The 18,103-nt window shown below is 69.0% G+C and carries 19 protein-coding genes; 5 read left to right on the forward strand and 14 right to left on the reverse strand.

Going from position 1 to position 18,103, the window contains the following annotated elements; genetic code table 11:
- Positions 1 to 4 precede the first annotated feature (4 nt).
- Positions 5 to 1,123, reverse strand: coding sequence for a ribonuclease D (gene rnd, locus E5198_RS02765; RefSeq protein ID WP_136488489.1), 1,119 nt, complete (start codon positions 1,121 to 1,123; stop codon positions 5 to 7).
- A gap of 145 nt (positions 1,124 to 1,268) precedes the next feature.
- On the opposite strand from rnd, the gene E5198_RS02770 reads away from it, so the two are divergent.
- A complete protein-coding gene (locus tag E5198_RS02770; protein ID WP_136488490.1) occupies positions 1,269 to 2,123 on the forward strand; it encodes a sulfurtransferase in 855 nt (284 codons plus the stop codon).
- Between the two features lie 488 nt (positions 2,124 to 2,611).
- Here E5198_RS02770 and rpoS read toward each other — a convergent pair whose 3' ends face one another.
- The 9 genes from rpoS to E5198_RS02815 all read right to left on the reverse strand — a co-directional run bounded on the left by rpoS (position 2,612) and on the right by E5198_RS02815 (position 10,571).
- Positions 2,612 to 3,625, reverse strand: a complete 1,014-nt coding sequence (gene rpoS, locus E5198_RS02775; RefSeq protein WP_136488491.1) for an RNA polymerase sigma factor RpoS — start codon at positions 3,623 to 3,625, stop codon at positions 2,612 to 2,614.
- 101 nt (positions 3,626 to 3,726) lie between these two features.
- Complete coding sequence (locus E5198_RS02780) at positions 3,727 to 4,545, reverse strand: peptidoglycan DD-metalloendopeptidase family protein (RefSeq protein WP_372239858.1); 819 nt, start codon at positions 4,543 to 4,545, stop codon at positions 3,727 to 3,729.
- A gap of 8 nt (positions 4,546 to 4,553) precedes the next feature.
- A complete protein-coding gene (locus E5198_RS02785; protein WP_136488492.1) occupies positions 4,554 to 5,492 on the reverse strand; it encodes a DUF368 domain-containing protein in 939 nt (312 codons plus the stop codon).
- A 30-nt stretch (positions 5,493 to 5,522) separates the two neighbouring features.
- Positions 5,523 to 6,158 carry a protein-L-isoaspartate(D-aspartate) O-methyltransferase gene (locus tag E5198_RS02790; RefSeq protein WP_136488493.1) on the reverse strand — a complete coding sequence of 212 codons (636 nt, stop codon included), beginning with the start codon at positions 6,156 to 6,158 and terminating at the stop codon, positions 5,523 to 5,525.
- A 32-nt stretch (positions 6,159 to 6,190) separates the two neighbouring features.
- Positions 6,191 to 6,937, reverse strand: coding sequence for a 5'/3'-nucleotidase SurE (gene surE, locus E5198_RS02795; protein ID WP_136488494.1), 747 nt, complete (start codon positions 6,935 to 6,937; stop codon positions 6,191 to 6,193).
- A complete protein-coding gene (gene truD / locus E5198_RS02800; protein ID WP_136488495.1) occupies positions 6,925 to 7,995 on the reverse strand; it encodes a tRNA pseudouridine(13) synthase TruD in 1,071 nt (356 codons plus the stop codon). The genes surE and truD overlap by 13 nt, the downstream gene beginning before the upstream one ends.
- Complete coding sequence (gene ispF / locus E5198_RS02805; RefSeq protein ID WP_136488496.1) at positions 7,992 to 8,465, reverse strand: 2-C-methyl-D-erythritol 2,4-cyclodiphosphate synthase; 474 nt, start codon at positions 8,463 to 8,465, stop codon at positions 7,992 to 7,994. The genes truD and ispF overlap by 4 nt, the downstream gene beginning before the upstream one ends.
- 63 nt (positions 8,466 to 8,528) lie before the next feature.
- Positions 8,529 to 9,374 (reverse strand): S-formylglutathione hydrolase, encoded by an 846-nt coding sequence (gene fghA, locus E5198_RS02810; protein WP_136488497.1) that lies wholly within the window; start codon positions 9,372 to 9,374, stop codon positions 8,529 to 8,531.
- A gap of 84 nt (positions 9,375 to 9,458) precedes the next feature.
- On the reverse strand, positions 9,459 to 10,571 hold the full coding sequence (locus tag E5198_RS02815; protein ID WP_136488498.1) for an S-(hydroxymethyl)glutathione dehydrogenase/class III alcohol dehydrogenase: 1,113 nt from the start codon (positions 10,569 to 10,571) through the stop codon (positions 9,459 to 9,461).
- A 149-nt stretch (positions 10,572 to 10,720) separates the two neighbouring features.
- On the opposite strand from E5198_RS02815, the gene E5198_RS02820 reads away from it, so the two are divergent.
- A complete protein-coding gene (locus E5198_RS02820; RefSeq protein ID WP_136488499.1) occupies positions 10,721 to 11,617 on the forward strand; it encodes a LysR family transcriptional regulator in 897 nt (298 codons plus the stop codon).
- 5 nt (positions 11,618 to 11,622) lie between these two features.
- Here the strand turns inward: E5198_RS02820 and E5198_RS02825 are convergent, their stop codons facing one another.
- The 4 genes from E5198_RS02825 to E5198_RS02840 all read right to left on the reverse strand — a co-directional run bounded on the left by E5198_RS02825 (position 11,623) and on the right by E5198_RS02840 (position 16,034).
- Complete coding sequence (locus tag E5198_RS02825; RefSeq protein ID WP_136488500.1) at positions 11,623 to 12,327, reverse strand: tellurite resistance TerB family protein; 705 nt, start codon at positions 12,325 to 12,327, stop codon at positions 11,623 to 11,625.
- Positions 12,328 to 12,421: 94 nt separating this feature from the next.
- Positions 12,422 to 13,528 carry an NADH:flavin oxidoreductase/NADH oxidase gene (locus E5198_RS02830; RefSeq protein WP_136488501.1) on the reverse strand — a complete coding sequence of 369 codons (1,107 nt, stop codon included), beginning with the start codon at positions 13,526 to 13,528 and terminating at the stop codon, positions 12,422 to 12,424.
- A 224-nt stretch (positions 13,529 to 13,752) separates the two neighbouring features.
- Complete coding sequence (recJ, locus tag E5198_RS02835) at positions 13,753 to 15,468, reverse strand: single-stranded-DNA-specific exonuclease RecJ (RefSeq protein ID WP_136488502.1); 1,716 nt, start codon at positions 15,466 to 15,468, stop codon at positions 13,753 to 13,755.
- Between the two features lie 38 nt (positions 15,469 to 15,506).
- Positions 15,507 to 16,034, reverse strand: a complete 528-nt coding sequence (locus E5198_RS02840) for a winged helix DNA-binding protein (protein ID WP_136488503.1) — start codon at positions 16,032 to 16,034, stop codon at positions 15,507 to 15,509.
- Between the two features lie 179 nt (positions 16,035 to 16,213).
- Here E5198_RS02840 and E5198_RS02845 point away from each other — a divergent pair, with 179 nt between their 5' ends.
- The 3 genes from E5198_RS02845 to E5198_RS02855 all read left to right on the forward strand — a co-directional run.
- On the forward strand, positions 16,214 to 16,963 hold the full coding sequence (locus E5198_RS02845; RefSeq protein WP_136488504.1) for a 5-oxoprolinase subunit PxpA: 750 nt from the start codon (positions 16,214 to 16,216) through the stop codon (positions 16,961 to 16,963).
- Positions 16,960 to 17,661 (forward strand): allophanate hydrolase subunit 1, encoded by a 702-nt coding sequence (locus E5198_RS02850; RefSeq protein WP_136488505.1) that lies wholly within the window; start codon positions 16,960 to 16,962, stop codon positions 17,659 to 17,661. The genes E5198_RS02845 and E5198_RS02850 overlap by 4 nt, the downstream gene beginning before the upstream one ends.
- Positions 17,658 to 18,103: biotin-dependent carboxyltransferase family protein (locus E5198_RS02855; protein WP_372239859.1), on the forward strand; the 446-nt coding region annotated here is incomplete at its 3' end. The genes E5198_RS02850 and E5198_RS02855, both read left to right, overlap by 4 nt.

Here is an 18,103-nt window from a genome sequence, read left to right on the forward strand (position 1 = left end):
GATCTCAGGACAGGGTATCGAGCAGCGCCTGGCCCATCAGGGCCCGGCGCCAGCCACGCAGGGAATCGGGCAGCGAATAGGGACCGGACGGGTAGCCGGTCTTGAGCAGGGCCTCGAGCACCTTCTTGCGCAGCATCAGTTCGGGGACGATCTGCAGGCGCTCGGCCTCGCGCTGACCGACCGCGCGCAGCTTCTTCAGCAGCGGCGATACCTCCAGCGGCAGCGGCTCGGGCAACTGCGCCGGCCACTGCTCGGCCGGCTGCGCGGCTGCCTCGGCGATCAGGCGCAGGATGGTCTCGCCGTCCTGGCGCACGGTGCGCGGATGCATGTCCTCGATGCGCGCCAGGGTCACCAGGTCGCGCGGCTGGGTGCGCGCCAGCGGCCACAGCGAACGCTCGCGCAGGATGCGGTTGCGCGGCTGGTCGCGCTGGCGCGCCTGCTCCTCGCGCCAGGCGCAGAGGGCTCGCAGCACGGCCAGCTGCTGGCCGTTCAGGCGCCAGGCCAGCTTGACCTCGCGCCAGGCCTCCTGCGGATCGTGCACCTCGCGCTGGCCGGCGATCAGTTCGGCGCCGTCCTCGAGCAGCCAGGCACGCTTGTCGGCGGGCAGTCGGCGCTCCAGCTCGCGATAGACCTCGCACAGATGCTGCACGTCCTCGGCGGCGTAGCGCACCTGCATCTCGCTGAGCGGGCGCTGCAGCCAGTCGGAGCGGGTTTCGTCCTTGGGCAGCTCGAGGCCGAGCAGCTCCTTGACCAGCCGCGAGTAGCCCATCGAGAAGCCGATGTTCAGGTAGCCGGCGGCGATCTGGGTGTCGAACAGCGGCTGCGGCTGGCTGCCGGTCAGGCGCTGGAACACCTCGAGGTCCTCGCTGCACGAATGCAGCACCTTGACCACCGCGGGATCCTCGAGCAGCGCGGCGAAGGACGTCCAGTCGGTGATGCGCAGCGGGTCGATCAGCCAGGCGGCCTCGCCATCGCCCACCTGCACGAGCGCGGCGATCGGGTAGAAGGTGTCCACCCGCATGAACTCGGTATCCAGCGTCACGAAGGGCCGCGTGCGCCACTCCCGGCAACGGTCGGCGAGGGTCGCATCATCCAGGATCCAGCGGATATCGATAGCGGGCACGGGGCTCTCCTGCAAAAGAGCGCAGTATAACGCGCAGGGCGGCGAATCGCGTGGGAATCCCCTGCGCAGCGCGTCCGCCGCGGGTTAAGCTGGGCCCGTTCGCGGGCCATGCCCGGCCCGCCCGCACCCCATGAGGAGCCACCGGATGTCGCTCGCCCGCCTGATCACCCCCGAGGCCCTGGCCCAACGCCTGGGCCGGTCCGAGCTGAGGATTCTCGACTGCCGCTTCGCCCTGGAAGACCCCGGCTACGGCCGCCGCGCACACGCCGCCGGCCACCTCCCCGGCGCCTGCTTCGCCGACCTCGAGGAGGATCTGTCCGCTCCCGTGGTAGCTGGACGCACCGGCCGCCATCCGCTGCCCGATCCGCAGCGGCTGTGCCGGCGCCTGCGCGACTGGGGCGTCGACGACGACAGCGAGATCGTGTTGTACGACGACGGTCCGGGCGCGTTCGCCGCGCGCGCCTGGTGGCTGCTGCTGTGGCTGGGCAAGCGCGAAGGCGTGTACCTGCTCGACGGCGGCATGAACGCCTGGCGCGACGCCGGCCTGCCGCTGCAGCACGAACAGCCGCAACCGCCGCTCGGCCATTTCGAGGGGCAAGCGGACAACGACCTGGTGGTGGAGAGTGACGCGCTGCTGAGTCGACTCGCCGATCCGCAGCTGACCCTGCTGGACGCGAGGGGCCTGCCGCGCTTCAGGGGCGAAGTCGAACCCATCGACCCGGTCGCCGGCCACATCCCCGGCGCCCAGTGCGCCCCATTCATCGACAACCTGGACAGCCATGAGCGCTTCCTGCCGGCCGAAGCCCTGCGCCAGCGCTTCGCCGCCCTGCTCGGCAGCCGCCCCCAGGAACGACTGGTGGCCTACTGCGGCTCCGGAGTGACCGCCTGCCACAACCTGTTTGCCCTGTGCCTCGCCGGCTTCCCGCTGGGCACGCTGTATGCAGGCTCCTGGAGCGAGTGGATCACCGACCCGAGCCGTCCCGTGATCCGCGAGTGCTGATGGCGTCCCGTTCGCCCTATCGGCACAGGGCGTCGGCCGCAGGCAAAAACCGCAGACAAAAAAAAGGGCGGGGTATGACCCCCGCCACTCTTTGTTCCCTATCACCTTCCTGGTGAGCCGCCTCCGGCGGTGTCCTGACCGGCTTCCATGCCGGCTGCGTTCTTCCCTGTCCGCAGTTGTGATATTAGCGGCGCCGATCGCGGCTGCAAGCACCCGGATGCTCGACCCAGAGGCACCGACACGCCTGCCATGGATAAAAATAATCCTTTAAAAACAACAACATAAAAGACAAAACCGAGATGAAGGGTCGTTTTCCACTCCGGCGCGCAGCGACTCTCCTACAGCATGCGTAAGTCATGGCTTACATGCACTTGCAGCATTCGCCCGGAACTTGTACCCGCAATAAAACACCGCCCCGCAAATACGAAACCCGGCCGGGGCCGGGTTCGCACGCAAGACTGCGCGGGTATTACTCAAGAGGATACCGGTTACTGAAACAACGCCTCGCTGGACAGGCCGTTGCTTTCCAGAATTTCCCGCAGGCGCTTGAGCGCCTCGACCTGGATCTGCCGCACCCGCTCGCGGGTCAGGCCGATCTCCCGCCCGACCTCCTCCAAGGTGCAGCTTTCATGTCCGCGCAGGCCGAAACGGCGGATGACCACTTCGCGCTGCTTTTCGGTCAGGTCGGACAACCACTGGTCGATACTCTGACCGAGGTCCTCGTCCTGCAGCAGCTCGCAAGGATCGGTCGGATGGTCGTCGGTCAGGGTGTCCAGCAGGGTCTTGTCGGAGTCCGGGCCGAGAGCCACGTCCACAGAGGTCACCCGTTCGTTGAGGCCGAGCATGCGCTTGACCTCGGCCACCGGCTTCTCCAGCAGTTGGGCGATTTCCTCGGCGGTGGGCTCGTGGTCGAGCTTCTGGGTCAGCTCCCGCGCGGCGCGCAGGTAGACGTTGAGCTCCTTGACCACGTGGATCGGCAGACGGATGGTGCGGGTCTGGTTCATGATCGCCCGCTCGATGGTCTGGCGGATCCACCAGGTTGCATAGGTGGAGAAGCGGAAACCCCGCTCCGGGTCGAACTTCTCCACTGCGCGGATCAGACCGAGGTTACCCTCCTCGATCAGGTCGAGCAGGGTCAGGCCGCGATTGACATAGCGCCGGGCGATCTTCACCACCAGGCGCAGGTTGCTCTCGATCATCCGCTTGCGCCCGGCAACCTCGCCGCGGCGAGCCATGCGGGCGAAATGGACCTCTTCCTCGGGACTGAGCAGGGGCGAGAAACCGATCTCGTTGAGATACAGCTGCGTCGCATCCAGTGCCCGACTGTAGTCGACGAACTTGTGCTGGCGTCCACCCCCAACCGTGGCTGAGCCGGCGAATGCCTCATTGCCGCTGTCGCCTTCGTCCGTATCGGACGAGAGCATATCCGCAGCGACGTTTATCTCCAGAAGGAGAACTTCCTCGTCACTGTCAAACTCCGGCGTTATTTTTGTAATGGCCATCGTTTCTGTCCCTTTGCTGAGTTCGACCACAGGTCCGGTGGCAACTTGCGCTGCCCTGCACGAGAACCCGTCTACTCACGCTATCGGCAAAGGGTGACAGTTCAGCGACGCGGCAGATATTGCAGCGGGTCGACGGGCTTGCCCTGTCGGCGAATCTCGAAATGCAGCTTCACCCGATCAGTCCCCGTGGCACCCATCTCGGCAATCGTCTGGCCGGCCTTGACCTGCTGCCCCTCCCGAACCAGCAATCTACGGTTGTGTCCGTAGGCACTGACGTAAGTGTCGCTATGCTTGATGATAACGAGCTCGCCGTATCCCCTGAGTCCGCTTCCGGCATATACAACATTGCCTGCAGACGCCGCAACTACAGGCTGGCCCATTTCGCCGGCTATATCAATGCCTTTGTTCAAACTGCTGTTTGAGGAGAACAGCGCGATCAACTGGCCATTGGCAGGCCAGGTCCAGCCGGCGGAAGAAACGGTCGCCGCCCCCGAAGGTTGCACCGTCGCCGGGGCGGTCACGGGCGACCGGGTCGCCCTGGTGGTGGTCACCGGAGCAGAGACGGCGCTACCGCTGACCGCCATGGGCACTACCGGTCCGCTGCCGGAGAAGCGGATCACCTGACCGACGCGGATGGTGTAGGGGGCGGGAATGGCGTTGCGCTCCGCCAGTGCCCGCCAGTCCCAGCCATGGCGGGACGCGATCGAGTAGAGGGTGTCACCGCTGCGCACCCGGTACTGGCCATGGGTAACCGGCTGGCGCGCCGGTGCACTCGCCGGTCGCGCCTCGATACTTTCGCTGGTGCCACCGGAGGTCGCACAGCCAACCAGCTGCGCCAGCAGCAGGCTCATGCCCAACCCCGCCCCCAGCCGCAGGGTTCTGAGGCGACCGCAGTCGTTCATGCCGATTGCCATGTTCATCCCTCGCCTCAAGCCTCCTGCCCGGCCTGGCGCAACTGGCGCTTGGCCACCCACTCCAGTCCCAGCACCAGCGCCACGCCCCCCAGGGCCAGCAGCACGGCCAGCAGCACCTGCGGGTCCTGGCCGGTGACCTCGGCATAGCCCGAGGGCAGCAGGTTGCCCTGCAGCACCGGCTGTTGCACACCGTGGCTGTCAGTTCGCCAGGTCAGGGTTTCCTTCCACGGCCAGACCTTGTTCAACGAGCCGAGCATCAGGCCAGTGAGAAAGGTGAGGGTCAGGCAGCGCAGATGGTTGAGCATCCAGCTCAGCAGGCGCGCGAAGCTCAGCAGTCCGCAGGCGCAACCGGCGGCGAACACCAGCAGCACGGCCAGATCGAAGCTTTTCACCGCATCGAGAACGAAGCTGTACAGCCCCATCAGCACCAGCAGGAAGCTGCCGGAAATGCCCGGCAGGATCATCGCGCAGATGGCGATGGCGCCGGCGAAGAACAGGCTCAGCGGATCATGCCCCCACTGCATGGGCGCGGCGACCGTGATCCACCAGGCGAACAGCGCACCGAGAGCGAGGCTCAGCCAGCTCGGCCAGTTCCAGCGGCGGATCTCGCGGCCGACCAGCCAGGTCGACACCACGATCAGGCCGAAGAAGAACGACCAGATCGGGATCGGCTGGTGCTCGAGTAGCCAGGTGATCAGCCGCGCCAGGCTGAACACGCTGAACAGGATGCCCGAGAGCAGGACCAGCAGGAAGTTGGCATTGGCGGTCCGCCAGGCCTGGCGCAGGTTGCCGCGCAGCAGGTCGCGCAGGGCCACCGGCACGGCGGCGATCGAGCGCAGCAGTTCGTCGTAGATGCCACTGACGAAGGCGATAGTGCCGCCGGAGACCCCGGGCACCACGTCGGCTGCCCCCATGGCCACGCCCTTGGCAAACAGCAGGAAGGGATTTTGCATCGGTTTTTTCCGTAAAACAGAAGATGCGACTCAGAACACCGAGCCGGTCAGCAGGGGCACGAAGCGTACCGGATCCAGAACCTGGCGGGTGAAACCACCCCCCTCGCGGACGATCAGCATCAGTTGCTGCTCGTCGCCGCTGCCGACCGGAATCACCAGGCGTCCGCCCGGCGCCAACTGGTCGAGCAGGGCCTGCGGCACCTGCGTTGCGGCGGCGGCGACGAGGATGCCATTGTACGGCGCCAGCGCCGGCCAACCCTCCCAGCCGTCGCCCCAGCGAAAGACCACGTTGCGCAGGTTGAGTTCAAGCAGGCGCTCCTTGGCGCGGTCCTGCAACGACTGGATGCGCTCGACGGAGAACACCCGCTCGACCAGCTGGGCCAGCACCGCGGTCTGGTAGCCGGAGCCGGTACCGATCTCCATCACCTTGTCCAGCGGCCCGCCGGCCAGCAGCAGCTCGGTCATGCGCGCCACCATGAACGGCTGGGAGATGGTCTGGTTGTGACCGATCGGCAGTGCGGTGTCCTCATAGGCGCGATGCGCCAGCGCCTCGTCGACGAACAGGTGACGCGGCGTGCGACGGATCACCTCGAGCACCCGGGGATCGGCGATGCCCTCCTCGCTGAGGCGCTGCACCAGCCGTTCACGGGTGCGCTGGGAGGTCATGCCTATCCCTCGGCGCTGCAGATCGTCCGTAATCAAAACAGGCTCTCCAGGATGCTCAGGCCGCGGAAGGCCTCGTGGAAGGTGCGATCCAGCTGCAATGGGGTGATCGACACGTAGCCCTGCATCACCGCATGGAAGTCGGTCCCCGGCCCGCCGTCTTCGGCGTCGCCGGCCACCGAGATCCAGTAGCCTTCCTTGCCGCGCGGATTGACCACCTTGACCGGCGCCGCCGCGCGGGCACGATGGCCGAGGCGGGTCAGTTGCACCCCGCGGATGCGCTCCAGCGGCAGGTTGGGAATGTTGACGTTGAGCACCGTGCGCGGCGGCAGTTCCAGCTTGTCGTGCGCCTCGACCAGTCGGCGGGCGATGTGCGCGGCAGCCGGCAGGTTGTCGGGCAGACGCGACAGCAGCGAGAAGGCGAATGCCGGCCTGTCGAGGAAACGCCCCTCGAGGGCAGCCGCCACGGTGCCGGAGTAGAGCACGTCGTCACCCAGGTTGGCACCGAGATTGATGCCCGACACCACCATGTCCGGGGTGTGCTCGAGGAGACCGTTGAGGCCCAGGTGCACGCAGTCGGTGGGGGTGCCGTTGACGCTGATGTAGCCGTTGCCCAGACGCTGCGGATGCAGCGGGCGGTCGAGGGTCAGCGAGCTGCTGGCGCCGCTGCGGTCGGCATCGGGTGCGATCACCACGCACTCGGCATAGTCCGCCAGCGCCTCGTGCAGGGCGATTATCCCGGGGGCGTACACGCCGTCATCGTTGGCGATCAGTAAGCGCATGGCGTTTCCGTAGTTCCGCTCGGCATCAGTTGGACGAGTTCGCGCACGACCACGGTGGCGAAGCAGCCGGCCGGCAGGACGAATTCCAGTTGCAGGGTATCGATGGCGGAATAATGCCACGTCAGCCCGCCGATGGGGAGGCGCAGGATGCGCCGCTCTTGCCGCAGATCAGCCTCCGCCAGCCAGCGGACCAGGGCGCCATCCCCTTCCTGCACCTGCTGCTCGAGGGCCAGCGGCGCGCCTCGGGTCTCCAGCTCGCCGGCGCCGAACAGCGGCCCGGTGGGATGCAGGTCCAGCGCGGCCAGACGCGGGTCGCCGCACTCGGCCTCGCCGGCCGGGAAGAAGCTGCGGCTGTCGGTGAAGGCCAGCAGGTCGCCGGGCAGCGCACGGTTCCAGCAGCCCTCGGCGACCCGCGCGGCGAGCACCCGATTGAACAGGTAGCTGCGCGCCGCCGAGAGCACCCGCGAGCGGCGGTTGCGCTGCTCGGGCAGGCTGCCCTGCCCGGCCCAGTGGCGCGCCTCGTGCAGGTTGCCGCCGTCGAAGCCGAAGCGCTGCAGGCCGAAGTAGTTGGGCACGCCGCCAGCCGCGATCTGCCGCAGGCGCGACTCCAGCGCCTCGCGGTCGGCCTGCAGGGCGGTCAGGCGGATGATGAAGCCGTTGGCCGCATGGGCGCCGCGCTGCAGCTTGCGCGAATGGCGGGTGCGCTCGAGGATGCGCAGCTCGTCGCCTTCGGCGGCGGCGAGGTCCGGATCGGCCTTGCCCGGCAGGTGCAGGCTGAACCACTGACGGGTCAGCGCCTGGCGGTCCTTGAGCCCGGCGTAGCTGATCGCCTTGAGCGGCACGCCGGCGGCGCGGGCGATGCGTTTCGCCGCCTCCTCGGTATTGAGATTGCGCTTCTCCACCCACAGCCACAGGTGCTCGCCGGCACCGGACAGCGGGATGTCGAGCACCTCGTTGACCTGGAAGTCCTCGGCGCTGTGCTTGAGCACCGCGGAGCCGCACGGCTCGCCCCAGGCAGTCGGTCCGAGCAGGGCCGGCTCGTCGAGCACCTCGCTCATCGCGGCAGCAGCAGGGCGACCGCGTGCACGGCGATGCCCTCCTCGCGTCCGGTGAAGCCGAGCTTCTCGGTGGTGGTGGCCTTGACGTTGACCGCATCAGGCTCGACCTGCAGGTCGGCGGCGATGTGCGCGCGCATCGCCTCGATGTGCGGGGCCATCTTCGGCGCCTGCGCGACTATGGTGGCGTCGACGTTGCCGACCCGCCAGCCCTTGCCCTGCACCAGCGCCAGCACATGACGCAGCAGCACGCGGCTGTCGGCGCCCTTGAACTGCGGGTCGGTGTCCGGGAAGTGCCGGCCGATGTCGCCGAGCGCCGCCGCGCCGAGCAGCGCATCGCTCAGCGCGTGCAGCAGCACGTCGCCGTCGGAATGGGCAACCAGCCCGAACTTGTGGGGAATGCGCACGCCGCCGAGGGTGATGAACTCGCCCTCGCCGAAGCGGTGCACGTCGTAGCCGTGGCCGATACGCATGGAAATACGCCCTGAAGGAATTCAGGGCGCGATTCTACAGGAGTGGCCCGCCGCCGGGGCGGCTCAGCCTTTCAGCGCCGCCGCATGATGGCGCAGGTGGTCGTCGATGAAGCTGGCGATGAACCAGTAGCTGTGGTCGTAGCCCGGCTGCAGGCGCAGGGTCAGCGGATGGCCGGCCGCCGCGGCGGTGGCGCGCAGCACCTCGGGCTTGAGCTGCAGCTCGAGGAAGCTGTCGGCCTCGCCCTGGTCGACGAGGATCGGCAGACGCTCGCGGGCCGCGATCAGCAGCGCGCAGGCATCCCACTCGCGCCAGCTGTCGCGGTCCTCGCCGAGGTAGCGCGAGAAGGCCTTCTCGCCCCAAGGGCAACTGCTCGGATTGGCGATCGGTGCAAACGCCGACAGCGAGCGGTATCGCCCCGGATTGCGCAGGGCGCAGACCAGCGCGCCATGCCCGCCCATGGAGTGACCGCTGATGCCGCGCTTGTCGCTGACCGGGAAGTTCGCCTCGACCAGTGCCGGCAGCTCGAGCACCACGTAGTCGTGCATCCGGTAGTGGTGCGCCCAGGGCTCCCGGGTGGCATTCAGGTAGAAGCCGGCGCCGAGGCCGAAGTCCCAGGCGCCGTCCGGATCGCCCGGCACGTCCGGCCCGCGCGGGCTGGTGTCCGGCGCCACCAGCACCAGCCCCAGCTCGGCGGCCAGGCGCTGGGCGCCGGCCTTCTGCATGAAGTTCTCGTCGGTGCAGGTCAGCCCGCTCAGCCAGTACAGCACCGGCAGTTTCGCGCCCTGCTCGGCCTGCGGCGGCAGGTAGACGGCGAACGTCATGTCGCACTTGAGGGTGGCGGAGTGGTGGCGGTAGCGGTTATGCCAGCCGCCGAAGCTCTTCTGGCTGGAAAGCAGTTCGAGGCTCATGGGGAAATCCTTGAACGATGTCCGGAAACGGCGCGCCCACGCAGGAGCGTGGGCGCGATCATCGAGAGCAGTGCGTCACGCCACTCAGAAGTGGATGACGGTGCGGATGCTCTTGCCCTCGTGCATCAGGTCGAAGGCCTTGTTGATGTCCTCCAGGCCCATGGTGTGGGTGATGAAGGTGTCCAGCGGGATCTCGCCCTTCTGCGACTTCTCCACGTAGCTGGGCAGCTCGGTGCGGCCCTTGACGCCGCCGAAGGCGCTGCCGCGCCAGACGCGGCCGGTGACCAGCTGGAACGGGCGGGTGCTGATCTCGGCGCCGGCCGGGGCCACGCCGATGATGGTCGACTCGCCCCAGCCCTTGTGGCAGCACTCCAGCGCCGCGCGCATCAGCTGCACGTTGCCGATGCACTCGAAGCTGTAGTCCACGCCGCCGTCGGTCATCTCGACGATCACGTCCTGGATCGGCTTGTCATGGTCCTTCGGGTTGACGAAGTCGGTGAGGCCCAGCTCGCGGGCCACGACCTCCTTGGCCGGGTTGATGTCGATGCCGATGATGCGCGAGGCCTTGGCCATCTTGGCGCCGATGATCGCCGCGAGGCCGATGCCGCCCAGGCCGAAGATCGCCACGGTCGAGCCCTCGGTGACCTTGGCGGTGTTGAGCACCGCGCCGATGCCGGTGGTCACCCCGCAGCCGAGCAGGCAGACCTTCTCCAGCGGCGCTTCCTTAGGGATCACCGCCACCGAGACTTCCGGCAGCACGGTGTACTCGGAGAAGGTCGAGCAGCCCATGTAGTGGTAGACCGGCTGGCCGTTGTAGCTGAAGCGGGTGGTGCCATCGGGCATCAGGCCCTTGCCCTGGGTGGCGCGCACCGAGCTGCACAGGTTGGTCTTGCCGGACTTGCAGAACTTGCACTCGCGGCACTCGGCGGTATACAGCGGGATCACGTGGTCGCCGACCTTCACCGAGGTGACGCCCTCGCCGACTGCCTCGACGATGCCGCCACCCTCGTGGCCGAGGATGCAGGGGAACACGCCCTCGCTGTCCTGGCCGGACAGGGTGTAGGCGTCGGTATGGCACACGCCGCTGGCGACGATGCGCACCAGCACCTCGCCCTTCTGCGGCGGCGCGACATCCACCTCGACGATCTGCAGCGGCTGGTTGGGGGCGAAGGCGACGGCGGCTCGCGACTTGATCATGCGCAACTCCTTGGAACGCTGAGGGGACCGACGCGGCAGCCGGTCGCCACCGCGCGAAGATGGCGAAAAGTGTAGATCAGCTCAGAATGGCGAGTAATCGGCCTCGAGACAAAATATTATTGCTACACAGGGATAATCCAGGAGTCGCCATGAACCGCTGGGAAGGGCTCGACGAATTCGTCGCCGTCGCCGAATGCGGCCAGTTCACCGCCGCCGCCGAGCGCCTCGGCGTGTCCTCCTCGCACGTCAGCCGGCAGGTCGCCCGCCTCGAGGAGTGCCTGCAGACCCGCCTGCTGTATCGCAGCACCCGCCGGGTCAGCCTGACCGAGGCCGGGCAGACCTTCCTGCAGCACTGCCGCAACCTGATCGACGCCCGCGACGAGGCCTGGCGCGCGGTCAGCGACCTGTCCGCCGAGCCCAAGGGGCTGTTGCGCATGACCTGCGCGGTGGCCTACGGCGAGCGCTTCGTGGTGCCGCTGGTCAACGAATTCATGAGTCTGCACCCGCAGCTCAGCATCGACATCCAGCTGACCAACCGCCCGCTCGACCTGCTCCACGAGGGCCTCGACCTGGCCATCCGCCTCGGCCGTCTGGGCGACGAACGTCTGGTGGCCACCCGCCTGGCGCCGCGGGAGATGTACCTGTGCGCCGCGCCGACCTACCTGGAGCGCGCCGGTACGCCGCGCAGCCTGGCCGAACTGGCGCGGCACAACTGCCTGGTCGGCAGCAGCGATCTGTGGAACTTCGCCGACGACGGCGGGGAAACCCAGCTGCGCGTACAGGGCAACTGGCGCTGCAACAGCGGCACGGCGGTGCTCGACGCCGCCCTGCGCGGCTTCGGCCTGTGCCAGCTGCCCGACTACTACGTGCTTGAGCACCTCAGGAGCGGTGCGCTGGTCGCCCTGCTGGACGACCAGCGCCCGCCGAACACCGCGGTGTGGGCGCTGCATCCGCCGCAGCGCAACCTGTCGCCCAAGGTGCGCCAGCTGGTGGACTTCCTCCGGCAGCGCCTCGGCGAGCTGCCGGAGTACCACGACGCCGGCTGATCCCGTTACTGCGCCTGCTGCACCTGGCGCTCCAGCTCGCTGCGCAGCGCCGGGTCGAGACGCAGCTGGCGGGCCAACTCGTCGAGGTAGGCGCGTTCCATGAAGTTCTGCTCGTCGACCAGCAGCAGGCTGGCCAGGTACATCTCGGCGGCCATCTCCGGCGTCTGCGCGGCGCGCGCCACCGCCGCCGGGTCCAGCGGCTGGTGCAGTTCGGCATCGATCCAGCGCAGCAACTGCGGATCCTGGCTGAGCTTGGCCACCTCGGCATCGATCAACTGGCGCTCGCGCTCGTCGATATGGCCGTCGGCCTTGGCCGCGGCGATCACCGCGCGCAGGATCGCATGGCTGTGCTGCTCGGCCTGCGGCGGCGGCAGGCGGTCGATGGTCTGCGGGGCACTGGGGGCCGCACTGGCGGCGCCCTGCTGCTGTTGCCAGTTGCTGTAGGCCTTGTAGGCCATCACTCCGAGCGCGGCCAGGCCGCCGTAGGTCAGCGCCTTGCCGCCGTACTTGCGCGCCTTCTTGCTGCCCAGCAACAGGCCGATGGCGCCAGCGGCCAGGCCGCCACCGGCCGCACCGGAGAGCAGGCTGCCCAGCCCGCTGTCCTTGCCGCCCGGACGTTCCTCGCTGCGCGGTTTCGCTTGATTGCCGGCGTTGCCGAGCAGGCCGGGGGCGGCCTTGAGCAACTGGTCGAGCAGACTGCGGGTATCCATGTTCAGCCTCCTGTGAAGATCAGCCGATTATGCCGGGCAGCCCGCCGGGACAACGCCCGGCGGCCACGCAAAACTGCAAGCGGATGTGACGACGTCAGTCCAGCTCCTCGCCCAGCTCGCGGATCGGCGTGTCGCGCTGGGCGGCGCGCACGTACTGCGCCGGCCAGGCCAGGCGATGGCCGAGCGTCTCGGCGGCGTGCAGCGGCCAGTAGGGGTCGCGCAGCAGCTCGCGGGCCAGCAGCACCAGGTCGGCCTGCTCGCTGCGCAGCACGTGTTCGGCCTGCGCCGGCTCGGTGATCAGACCGACCGCGCCGGTGGCGATGCCGGCCTCGCGGCGCACCCGCTCGGCGAAGCGCGCCTGGTAGCCCGGCCCCACCGGGATCTGCGCGTTGGGCGCCAGCCCGCCGGAGGACACGTCGATCAGGTCGACACCGCGCTCGCGCAGCAGGCCGGCCAGCTCGACGGTTTCGCGCTCGCTCCAGCCGCCGTCGATCCAGTCGGTGGCCGACAGGCGCACCAGCAGCGGCAGCTCGGCCGGCCACACCGCGCGCACCGCCTCGACCACTTCCAGCAGCAGGCGGGTGCGGTTGGCGAAGCTGCCGCCGTACTCGTCGTCGCGCTGGTTGCTCAGCGGCGAGAGGAACTGGTGCAGCAGGTAGCCGTGGGCGGCGTGCACCTCGGCCACCTTGAAGCCGGCCGCCAGCGCCCGCTCGGCGGCGCGGACGAAGTCCTGCACCAGCGCGGCGATCTGCTCGCGGCTCATGACCTGCGGAACGTGGTGACTGTCATCGAAAGCGATCGCCGAGGGCGCCAGCGGCGTCCATCCGCCCTGCTCCCGCGGCACCGAGCCAGTCTTGCCCTCCCACGGTCGCCAGGTGCCGGCCTTGCGCCCGGCATGGGCCAGCTGGATGCCGGCCACCGAGCCCTGGGAATGGATGAAGCGGGTGATGCGGCGCAGTGGCTCGATCTGTGCGTCGTCCCACAGGCCCAGGCAATGCGGACTGATCCGCCCCTCCGCGGTGACTCCGGTGGCCTCGACGATGATCAGGCCGGCGCCGCCGGTGGCGCGACTGCCCAGATGGACCAGATGCCAGTCGTTGGCCAGCCCGTCGCGGGCGCTGTACTGGCACATCGGCGACACGGCGATGCGGTTGGGGATGGTCAGTTGCCGCAGGGTCAGCGGCTGGAACAGCTGGATCATGGCAGGGCTCCGCAGGTCGTCCGTTATCCTGCGGATATGGCACCGCTCGGGCGGAGAATCAAGGGGCGCAGGGACGCAGAGCGTCCCAGACCAGGTCGGCAGCGGTTTTTTGATCGTGCCCACGCTCCAGCATGGGCACACCTCCGGGGACGCTCTGCGTCCCATGGGCGCGGAGCACCCAAGGCCGGTTCCCACGCAGGAGCGTGGGAACCATCGGTGCTGCCTCAGCGCGGCTCGATATGCGCCACCAGCAGCTGCACGCTCTCCTGGCCGCGGTACTCGTTGACGTCCAGCTTGTAGGCCACCTCGGCCCAGCGCACGTTGGGGTTGGGCCACAGTTCGCGGTCGATGTTGAAGGCGATGGCGTCGAGCTGGGCGCGGCCGCACTCGCTCTTCAGCACCAGCTTGAGGTGGCGCTCGCCGACAATGCGCTGCTGGACGATCTCGAACACGCCGTGGAACAGCGGCTCGGGGAAATGCTGGCCCCAGGGGCCGGCGTGGCGCAGCTGCTGGGCGAGATCGAGGCAGAACTCCTCGGCGGACAGCGAGCCGTCGGTGAGCAGGCGCCCGGCGAGGTCGTCCTCGACCAACTGGCGGCGCGCCTCGGCGTCGAAGGCGGCGGCGAAAGCGCCGAAGTTCTCCTGCGGCAGCGACAGGCCGGCGGCCATGGCGTGACCGCCGAACTTGCTGATCAGCCCGGGATGGCGCGCCGCCACCGCGTCCAGGGCGTCGCGGATGTGGAAGCCGGGGATCGAGCGCGCCGAGCCCTTGAGCACACCGTCGCCGGCGTCGGCGAAGGCGATGGTCGGCCGGTGGTAGCGCTCCTTGAGCCGCGAGGCGAGGATGCCGATCACCCCCTGGTGCCAGTCGGCGTCGAACAGGCACAGGCCGAACGGCAGCTCTTCGACCTTGAGGTCCTTGAGCTGGGCCAGCGCCTCGCGCTGCATGCCCTGCTCGATGGCCTTGCGGTCGTGGTTGAGCTGGTCGAGCTGCTGCGCCATGTCGCGGGCCAGCGCCTCGTCCTCGCAGAGCAGGCACTCGATGCCGAGGCTCATGTCGTCCAGCCGGCCGGCGGCGTTGAGGCGCGGGCCGAGGATGAAGCCCAGATCGGTGGAGGTGATGCGCCGGTGGTCGCGGCCAGCCACCTCGAGCAGCGCGCGCAGCCCCGGCCGGGCGCGGCCGGCGCGGATGCGCGCCAGGCCCTGGTGGACCAGGATGCGGTTGTTGGCGTCCAGCGGCACCACGTCGGCGACGCTGCCGAGCGCCACCAGGTCGAGCAGTTCGGCGAGGTTCGGCTCGGCAATGCCTGCGCGGGCGAACCAGTCCAGCTCGCGCAACCGCGCGCGCAGCGCCAGCAGCACGTAGAAGATCACCCCGACGCCGGCCAGCGCCTTGCTCGGGAAGCTGCAGCCCGGCTGGTTGGGATTGACGATGGCGTCGGCCGCCGGCAGTTCGTGGCCGGGCAGGTGGTGGTCGGTGACCAGCACCGCCAGGCCCGCCGCCTTGGCCGCCGCCACGCCGTCGATGCTGGAGATGCCGTTGTCGACGGTGATCAGCAGTTCGGGGCGCTTCTCCAGCGCCACCGCGACTATCTCCGGGGTCAGGCCGTAGCCGTACTCGAAGCGGTTGGGCACCAGGTAGTCGACGTGCGCGGCGCCGAGCATGCGCAGCGCCAGCACGCCGACGCTGCTGGCGGTAGCGCCGTCGGCGTCGAAGTCGCCGACGATGACGATGCGCTGACGCTGCTCCAGCGCCGCCACCAGCAGCTCGACCGCGGCGTCGATGCCCAGCAGCTCGCGGTACGGAATCAGCCGCGCCAGCGCCTTGTCCAGCTCGGCGGCGGACTGCACGCCGCGGGCGGCGTACAGGCGGGTCAGCAGCGGCGGCAGGTCGCCGAGATCAGGCAGGACGGACGGCAGGGAACGGGGAACGATGCGCATCGGGGATTCGGTTCGGGACTCGGCAGGGGACGGACGGATCACAGCGAGGTGGCGGCGCGGGCGGCCTGGTCGTAGACGCCGGACAGGGTACGCAGCAGGCCGGCCAGACGGTGCAGCTCGGCGGGGTCGATCTTCAGGCTCTCGAAGGAGGAGATCAGGCATTCGCCGCGGATCTCGGCGTACTCCAGGCACAGCGCGCGGCCCTGCTCGGTGGTGCGGTAGAACATCTCCTTGCCCTGCTTCTCGCCTTCCACCAGGCCGAGCTTGATCAGCTTCTTCAGCGCGTAGGTCACCGTGTGGGTGTCCTCGATGTTGAGCAGCAGGCACAGGTCCGCCTGGCGCTTGGCGCGGTCGCGGCTGGTCAGGTTGTGCAGCACCATCACGTCGAGGGCGTTGAGCTCGGCGCCGCCGGCGGCCTTCATGCAGCGCTCCATCCAGCGCATGAAGGCATGGCCGGCGATGATCAGGCCGAACTCGAACTCGGACAGCTCCTGCGACTGCGCCGCCAGGTGGGCGGAGGCCACTATGGGCGAGCGCGGCGACCGGGGGGTGGGTAGATCAGCCATCGGGCATTCCATCGGGGAGGCGATTGGGGCGGGCAAGGATAGCAGGAATGCGCCGCTCATCCGCAGCGCCGCCGCATAGCAAATTTATGTTGACGTTTTATCAACGTTTTATCATTGTTTTACCAAGGACGCTCCAACGCCCTCCCTAACCCACCAACAACAACCAGGGGAAACCAGCCATGAGTCGCCTGCTCCTCAACTGCGATATCGGCGAAAGCTTCGGCGCCTGGACCATGGGCCTCGACGCCGAGGTCATGCCGCACATCGACTGCGCCAACATCGCCTGCGGCTTCCACGCCGCCGACCCCTCGATCATGCGCCGCACCGTGGCCCTGGCGGTGCGGCACGAGGTACGCATCGGCGCCCACCCCGCCTACCCCGACCTGGTCGGCTTCGGCCGCCGCTCGCTGGCCTGCAGCGCGCAGGAAGTCGAGGACATGCTGCTCTACCAGATCGGCGCGCTGGACGGCATCTGCCGCGCCGAGGGCAGCCGGGTCAGCTACGTCAAGCCGCACGGCGCGCTGTACAACGACATGATGCGCAAGCCCGAACTGCTGCGCGCGGTACTGCGTGCGGTGCGTTTGTACGATCCCGCCCTGCCGCTGATGCTGATGTCGGTACGCGACAACAGCGCCGCCGAGGCGCTGGCCGCCGAAGAGGGCATCTCGCTGTGGTTCGAGACCTTCGCCGACCGCGCCTACGACGGCGAAGGGTTCCTGGTCGCGCGCAGCCTGCCCGGCGCGGTGCACCACGACAGCGAGCAGGTGATCGCCCAAGCGCTGGCCCTGGCCAGCGGTAAGCCGCTGACCGCCAGCGACGGCAGCGCCCTGGTGCTGCGCGCCGACAGCCTGTGCGTGCACGGCGACAACGCCAGCTCGGTGGCCGCGGTGCGGCGCATCCGCGAAGCGCTGGACGGGCTGCCGGCATGAACCTGCGCATCGAGCCCGTCGCCATCGACTGCCTGATGCTGCGCCTGTTCGACGCCATCGACGAGGCGCACATGCCCTGGCTGCTGGCCGCCACGCAGCGCCTGCGCGAGACCTTCGGCGCGGCGCTGGTCGACCTGGTCCCCTCCTACACCACCCTGATGCTGCACTACGACCTCGCGCAGCTGGACGACGGCCAGGCCCGCGCGCTGATCCGCGCGGCGCTGCACGATCTCGAGCCGGCCCGCGCCGGCAGCGGCACCCTGCACCGCCTGCCGGTGTGGTATGACGCCAGCGTCGGCCCCGAGCTGCCCCTGCTCGCCGAGCGCAGCGGCCTGGGCAGCGCCGGGGTGATCGAACTGCACAGCAGCCGCGAGTACCAGGTGTTCGCCCTCGGCTTCGCCCCCGGCTTCGCCTTCATGGGCCTGGTCGAGCCGCAGCTGGCCTCGCCGCGCCTGGCCACCCCGCGCCAGCGGGTGCCCGCCGGCAGCCTGGGCATCGCCGACCGCCAGACCGCCGTCTATCCCTCCGTCTCCCCCGGCGGCTGGAACCTGATCGGGCGCATGCCCATCCCGCTGTTCGACCGCGAAGCGGGCCGCAGCCTGCTGCAGCCGGGCGACCGCGTGCGTTTCGTGCCGGTCGAGCGCGCCGAGTTTCTCCGCCTGGGCGGCGACGACAGCCCCTTCGAGGTGCAGCCATGAGCCTTGTGATCGAACGCCACGGCCTGCTGGCCACCCTGCAGGACGCCGGCCGCTTCGGCGTGCGCCACCTCGGCGTCGGCCAGGGCGGCGGCGCCGACTGGATCTCCCTGCGCTGGGCCAACTGGCTGCTCGGCAATGCGCCGGACGCCGCGGTGATCGAGATCACCCTCGGCGGCTTCAGCCTGGTCGCCGAGCAGGACGTCTGCCTGGCCCTGTGCGGCGCCGACCTGGATGCGCGCCTCGACGACATGCCGCTCGCCCCCTGGCGCAGCTTCGTCGTGCGCCGCGGCCAGCGCCTGAGCCTCAACCAGGCGCGCCTCGGTCTGCGCGCCTACCTGGCCGCGCCGGGCGGTTTCGCCGCGCCGCAGGTGCTGGGCAGCTGCGCCACCGTGGTCCGCGAGGGCCTCGGCGGCCTGCACGGCGACGGCCGGCCGCTGGCCGA

Source organism: Pseudomonas sp. A-1 (assembly GCF_004801855.1).
Classification (GTDB): domain Bacteria; phylum Pseudomonadota; class Gammaproteobacteria; order Pseudomonadales; family Pseudomonadaceae; genus Geopseudomonas.

Bases quoted from the DNA above. Each gene is read 5' to 3' on its own strand.
- E5198_RS02780 (WP_372239858.1), bottom strand. From the start codon at position 4,545: ATGAACATGGCAATCGGCATGAACGACTGCGGTCGCCTCAGAACCCTG.
- ispF (WP_136488496.1), bottom strand. From the start codon at position 8,465: ATGCGTATCGGCCACGGCTACGACGTGCACCGCTTCGGCGAGGGCGAG.
- E5198_RS02850 (WP_136488505.1), top strand. From the start codon at position 16,960: ATGAACCTGCGCATCGAGCCCGTCGCCATCGACTGCCTGATGCTGCGC.
- E5198_RS02820 (WP_136488499.1), top strand. From the start codon at position 10,721: ATGAACCGCTGGGAAGGGCTCGACGAATTCGTCGCCGTCGCCGAATGC.
- E5198_RS02825 (WP_136488500.1), bottom strand. From the start codon at position 12,327: ATGGATACCCGCAGTCTGCTCGACCAGTTGCTCAAGGCCGCCCCCGGC.
- truD (WP_136488495.1), bottom strand. From the start codon at position 7,995: ATGAGCGAGGTGCTCGACGAGCCGGCCCTGCTCGGACCGACTGCCTGG.
- recJ (WP_136488502.1), bottom strand. From the start codon at position 15,468: ATGCGCATCGTTCCCCGTTCCCTGCCGTCCGTCCTGCCTGATCTCGGC.
- fghA (WP_136488497.1), bottom strand. From the start codon at position 9,374: ATGAGCCTCGAACTGCTTTCCAGCCAGAAGAGCTTCGGCGGCTGGCAT.
- E5198_RS02845 (WP_136488504.1), top strand. From the start codon at position 16,214: ATGAGTCGCCTGCTCCTCAACTGCGATATCGGCGAAAGCTTCGGCGCC.
- rpoS (WP_136488491.1), bottom strand. From the start codon at position 3,625: ATGGCCATTACAAAAATAACGCCGGAGTTTGACAGTGACGAGGAAGTT.
- E5198_RS02770 (WP_136488490.1), top strand. From the start codon at position 1,269: ATGTCGCTCGCCCGCCTGATCACCCCCGAGGCCCTGGCCCAACGCCTG.
- E5198_RS02790 (WP_136488493.1), bottom strand. From the start codon at position 6,158: ATGACCTCCCAGCGCACCCGTGAACGGCTGGTGCAGCGCCTCAGCGAG.
- E5198_RS02840 (WP_136488503.1), bottom strand. From the start codon at position 16,034: ATGGCTGATCTACCCACCCCCCGGTCGCCGCGCTCGCCCATAGTGGCC.
- E5198_RS02815 (WP_136488498.1), bottom strand. From the start codon at position 10,571: ATGATCAAGTCGCGAGCCGCCGTCGCCTTCGCCCCCAACCAGCCGCTG.
- E5198_RS02785 (WP_136488492.1), bottom strand. From the start codon at position 5,492: ATGCAAAATCCCTTCCTGCTGTTTGCCAAGGGCGTGGCCATGGGGGCA.
- E5198_RS02830 (WP_136488501.1), bottom strand. From the start codon at position 13,528: ATGATCCAGCTGTTCCAGCCGCTGACCCTGCGGCAACTGACCATCCCC.
- surE (WP_136488494.1), bottom strand. From the start codon at position 6,937: ATGCGCTTACTGATCGCCAACGATGACGGCGTGTACGCCCCCGGGATA.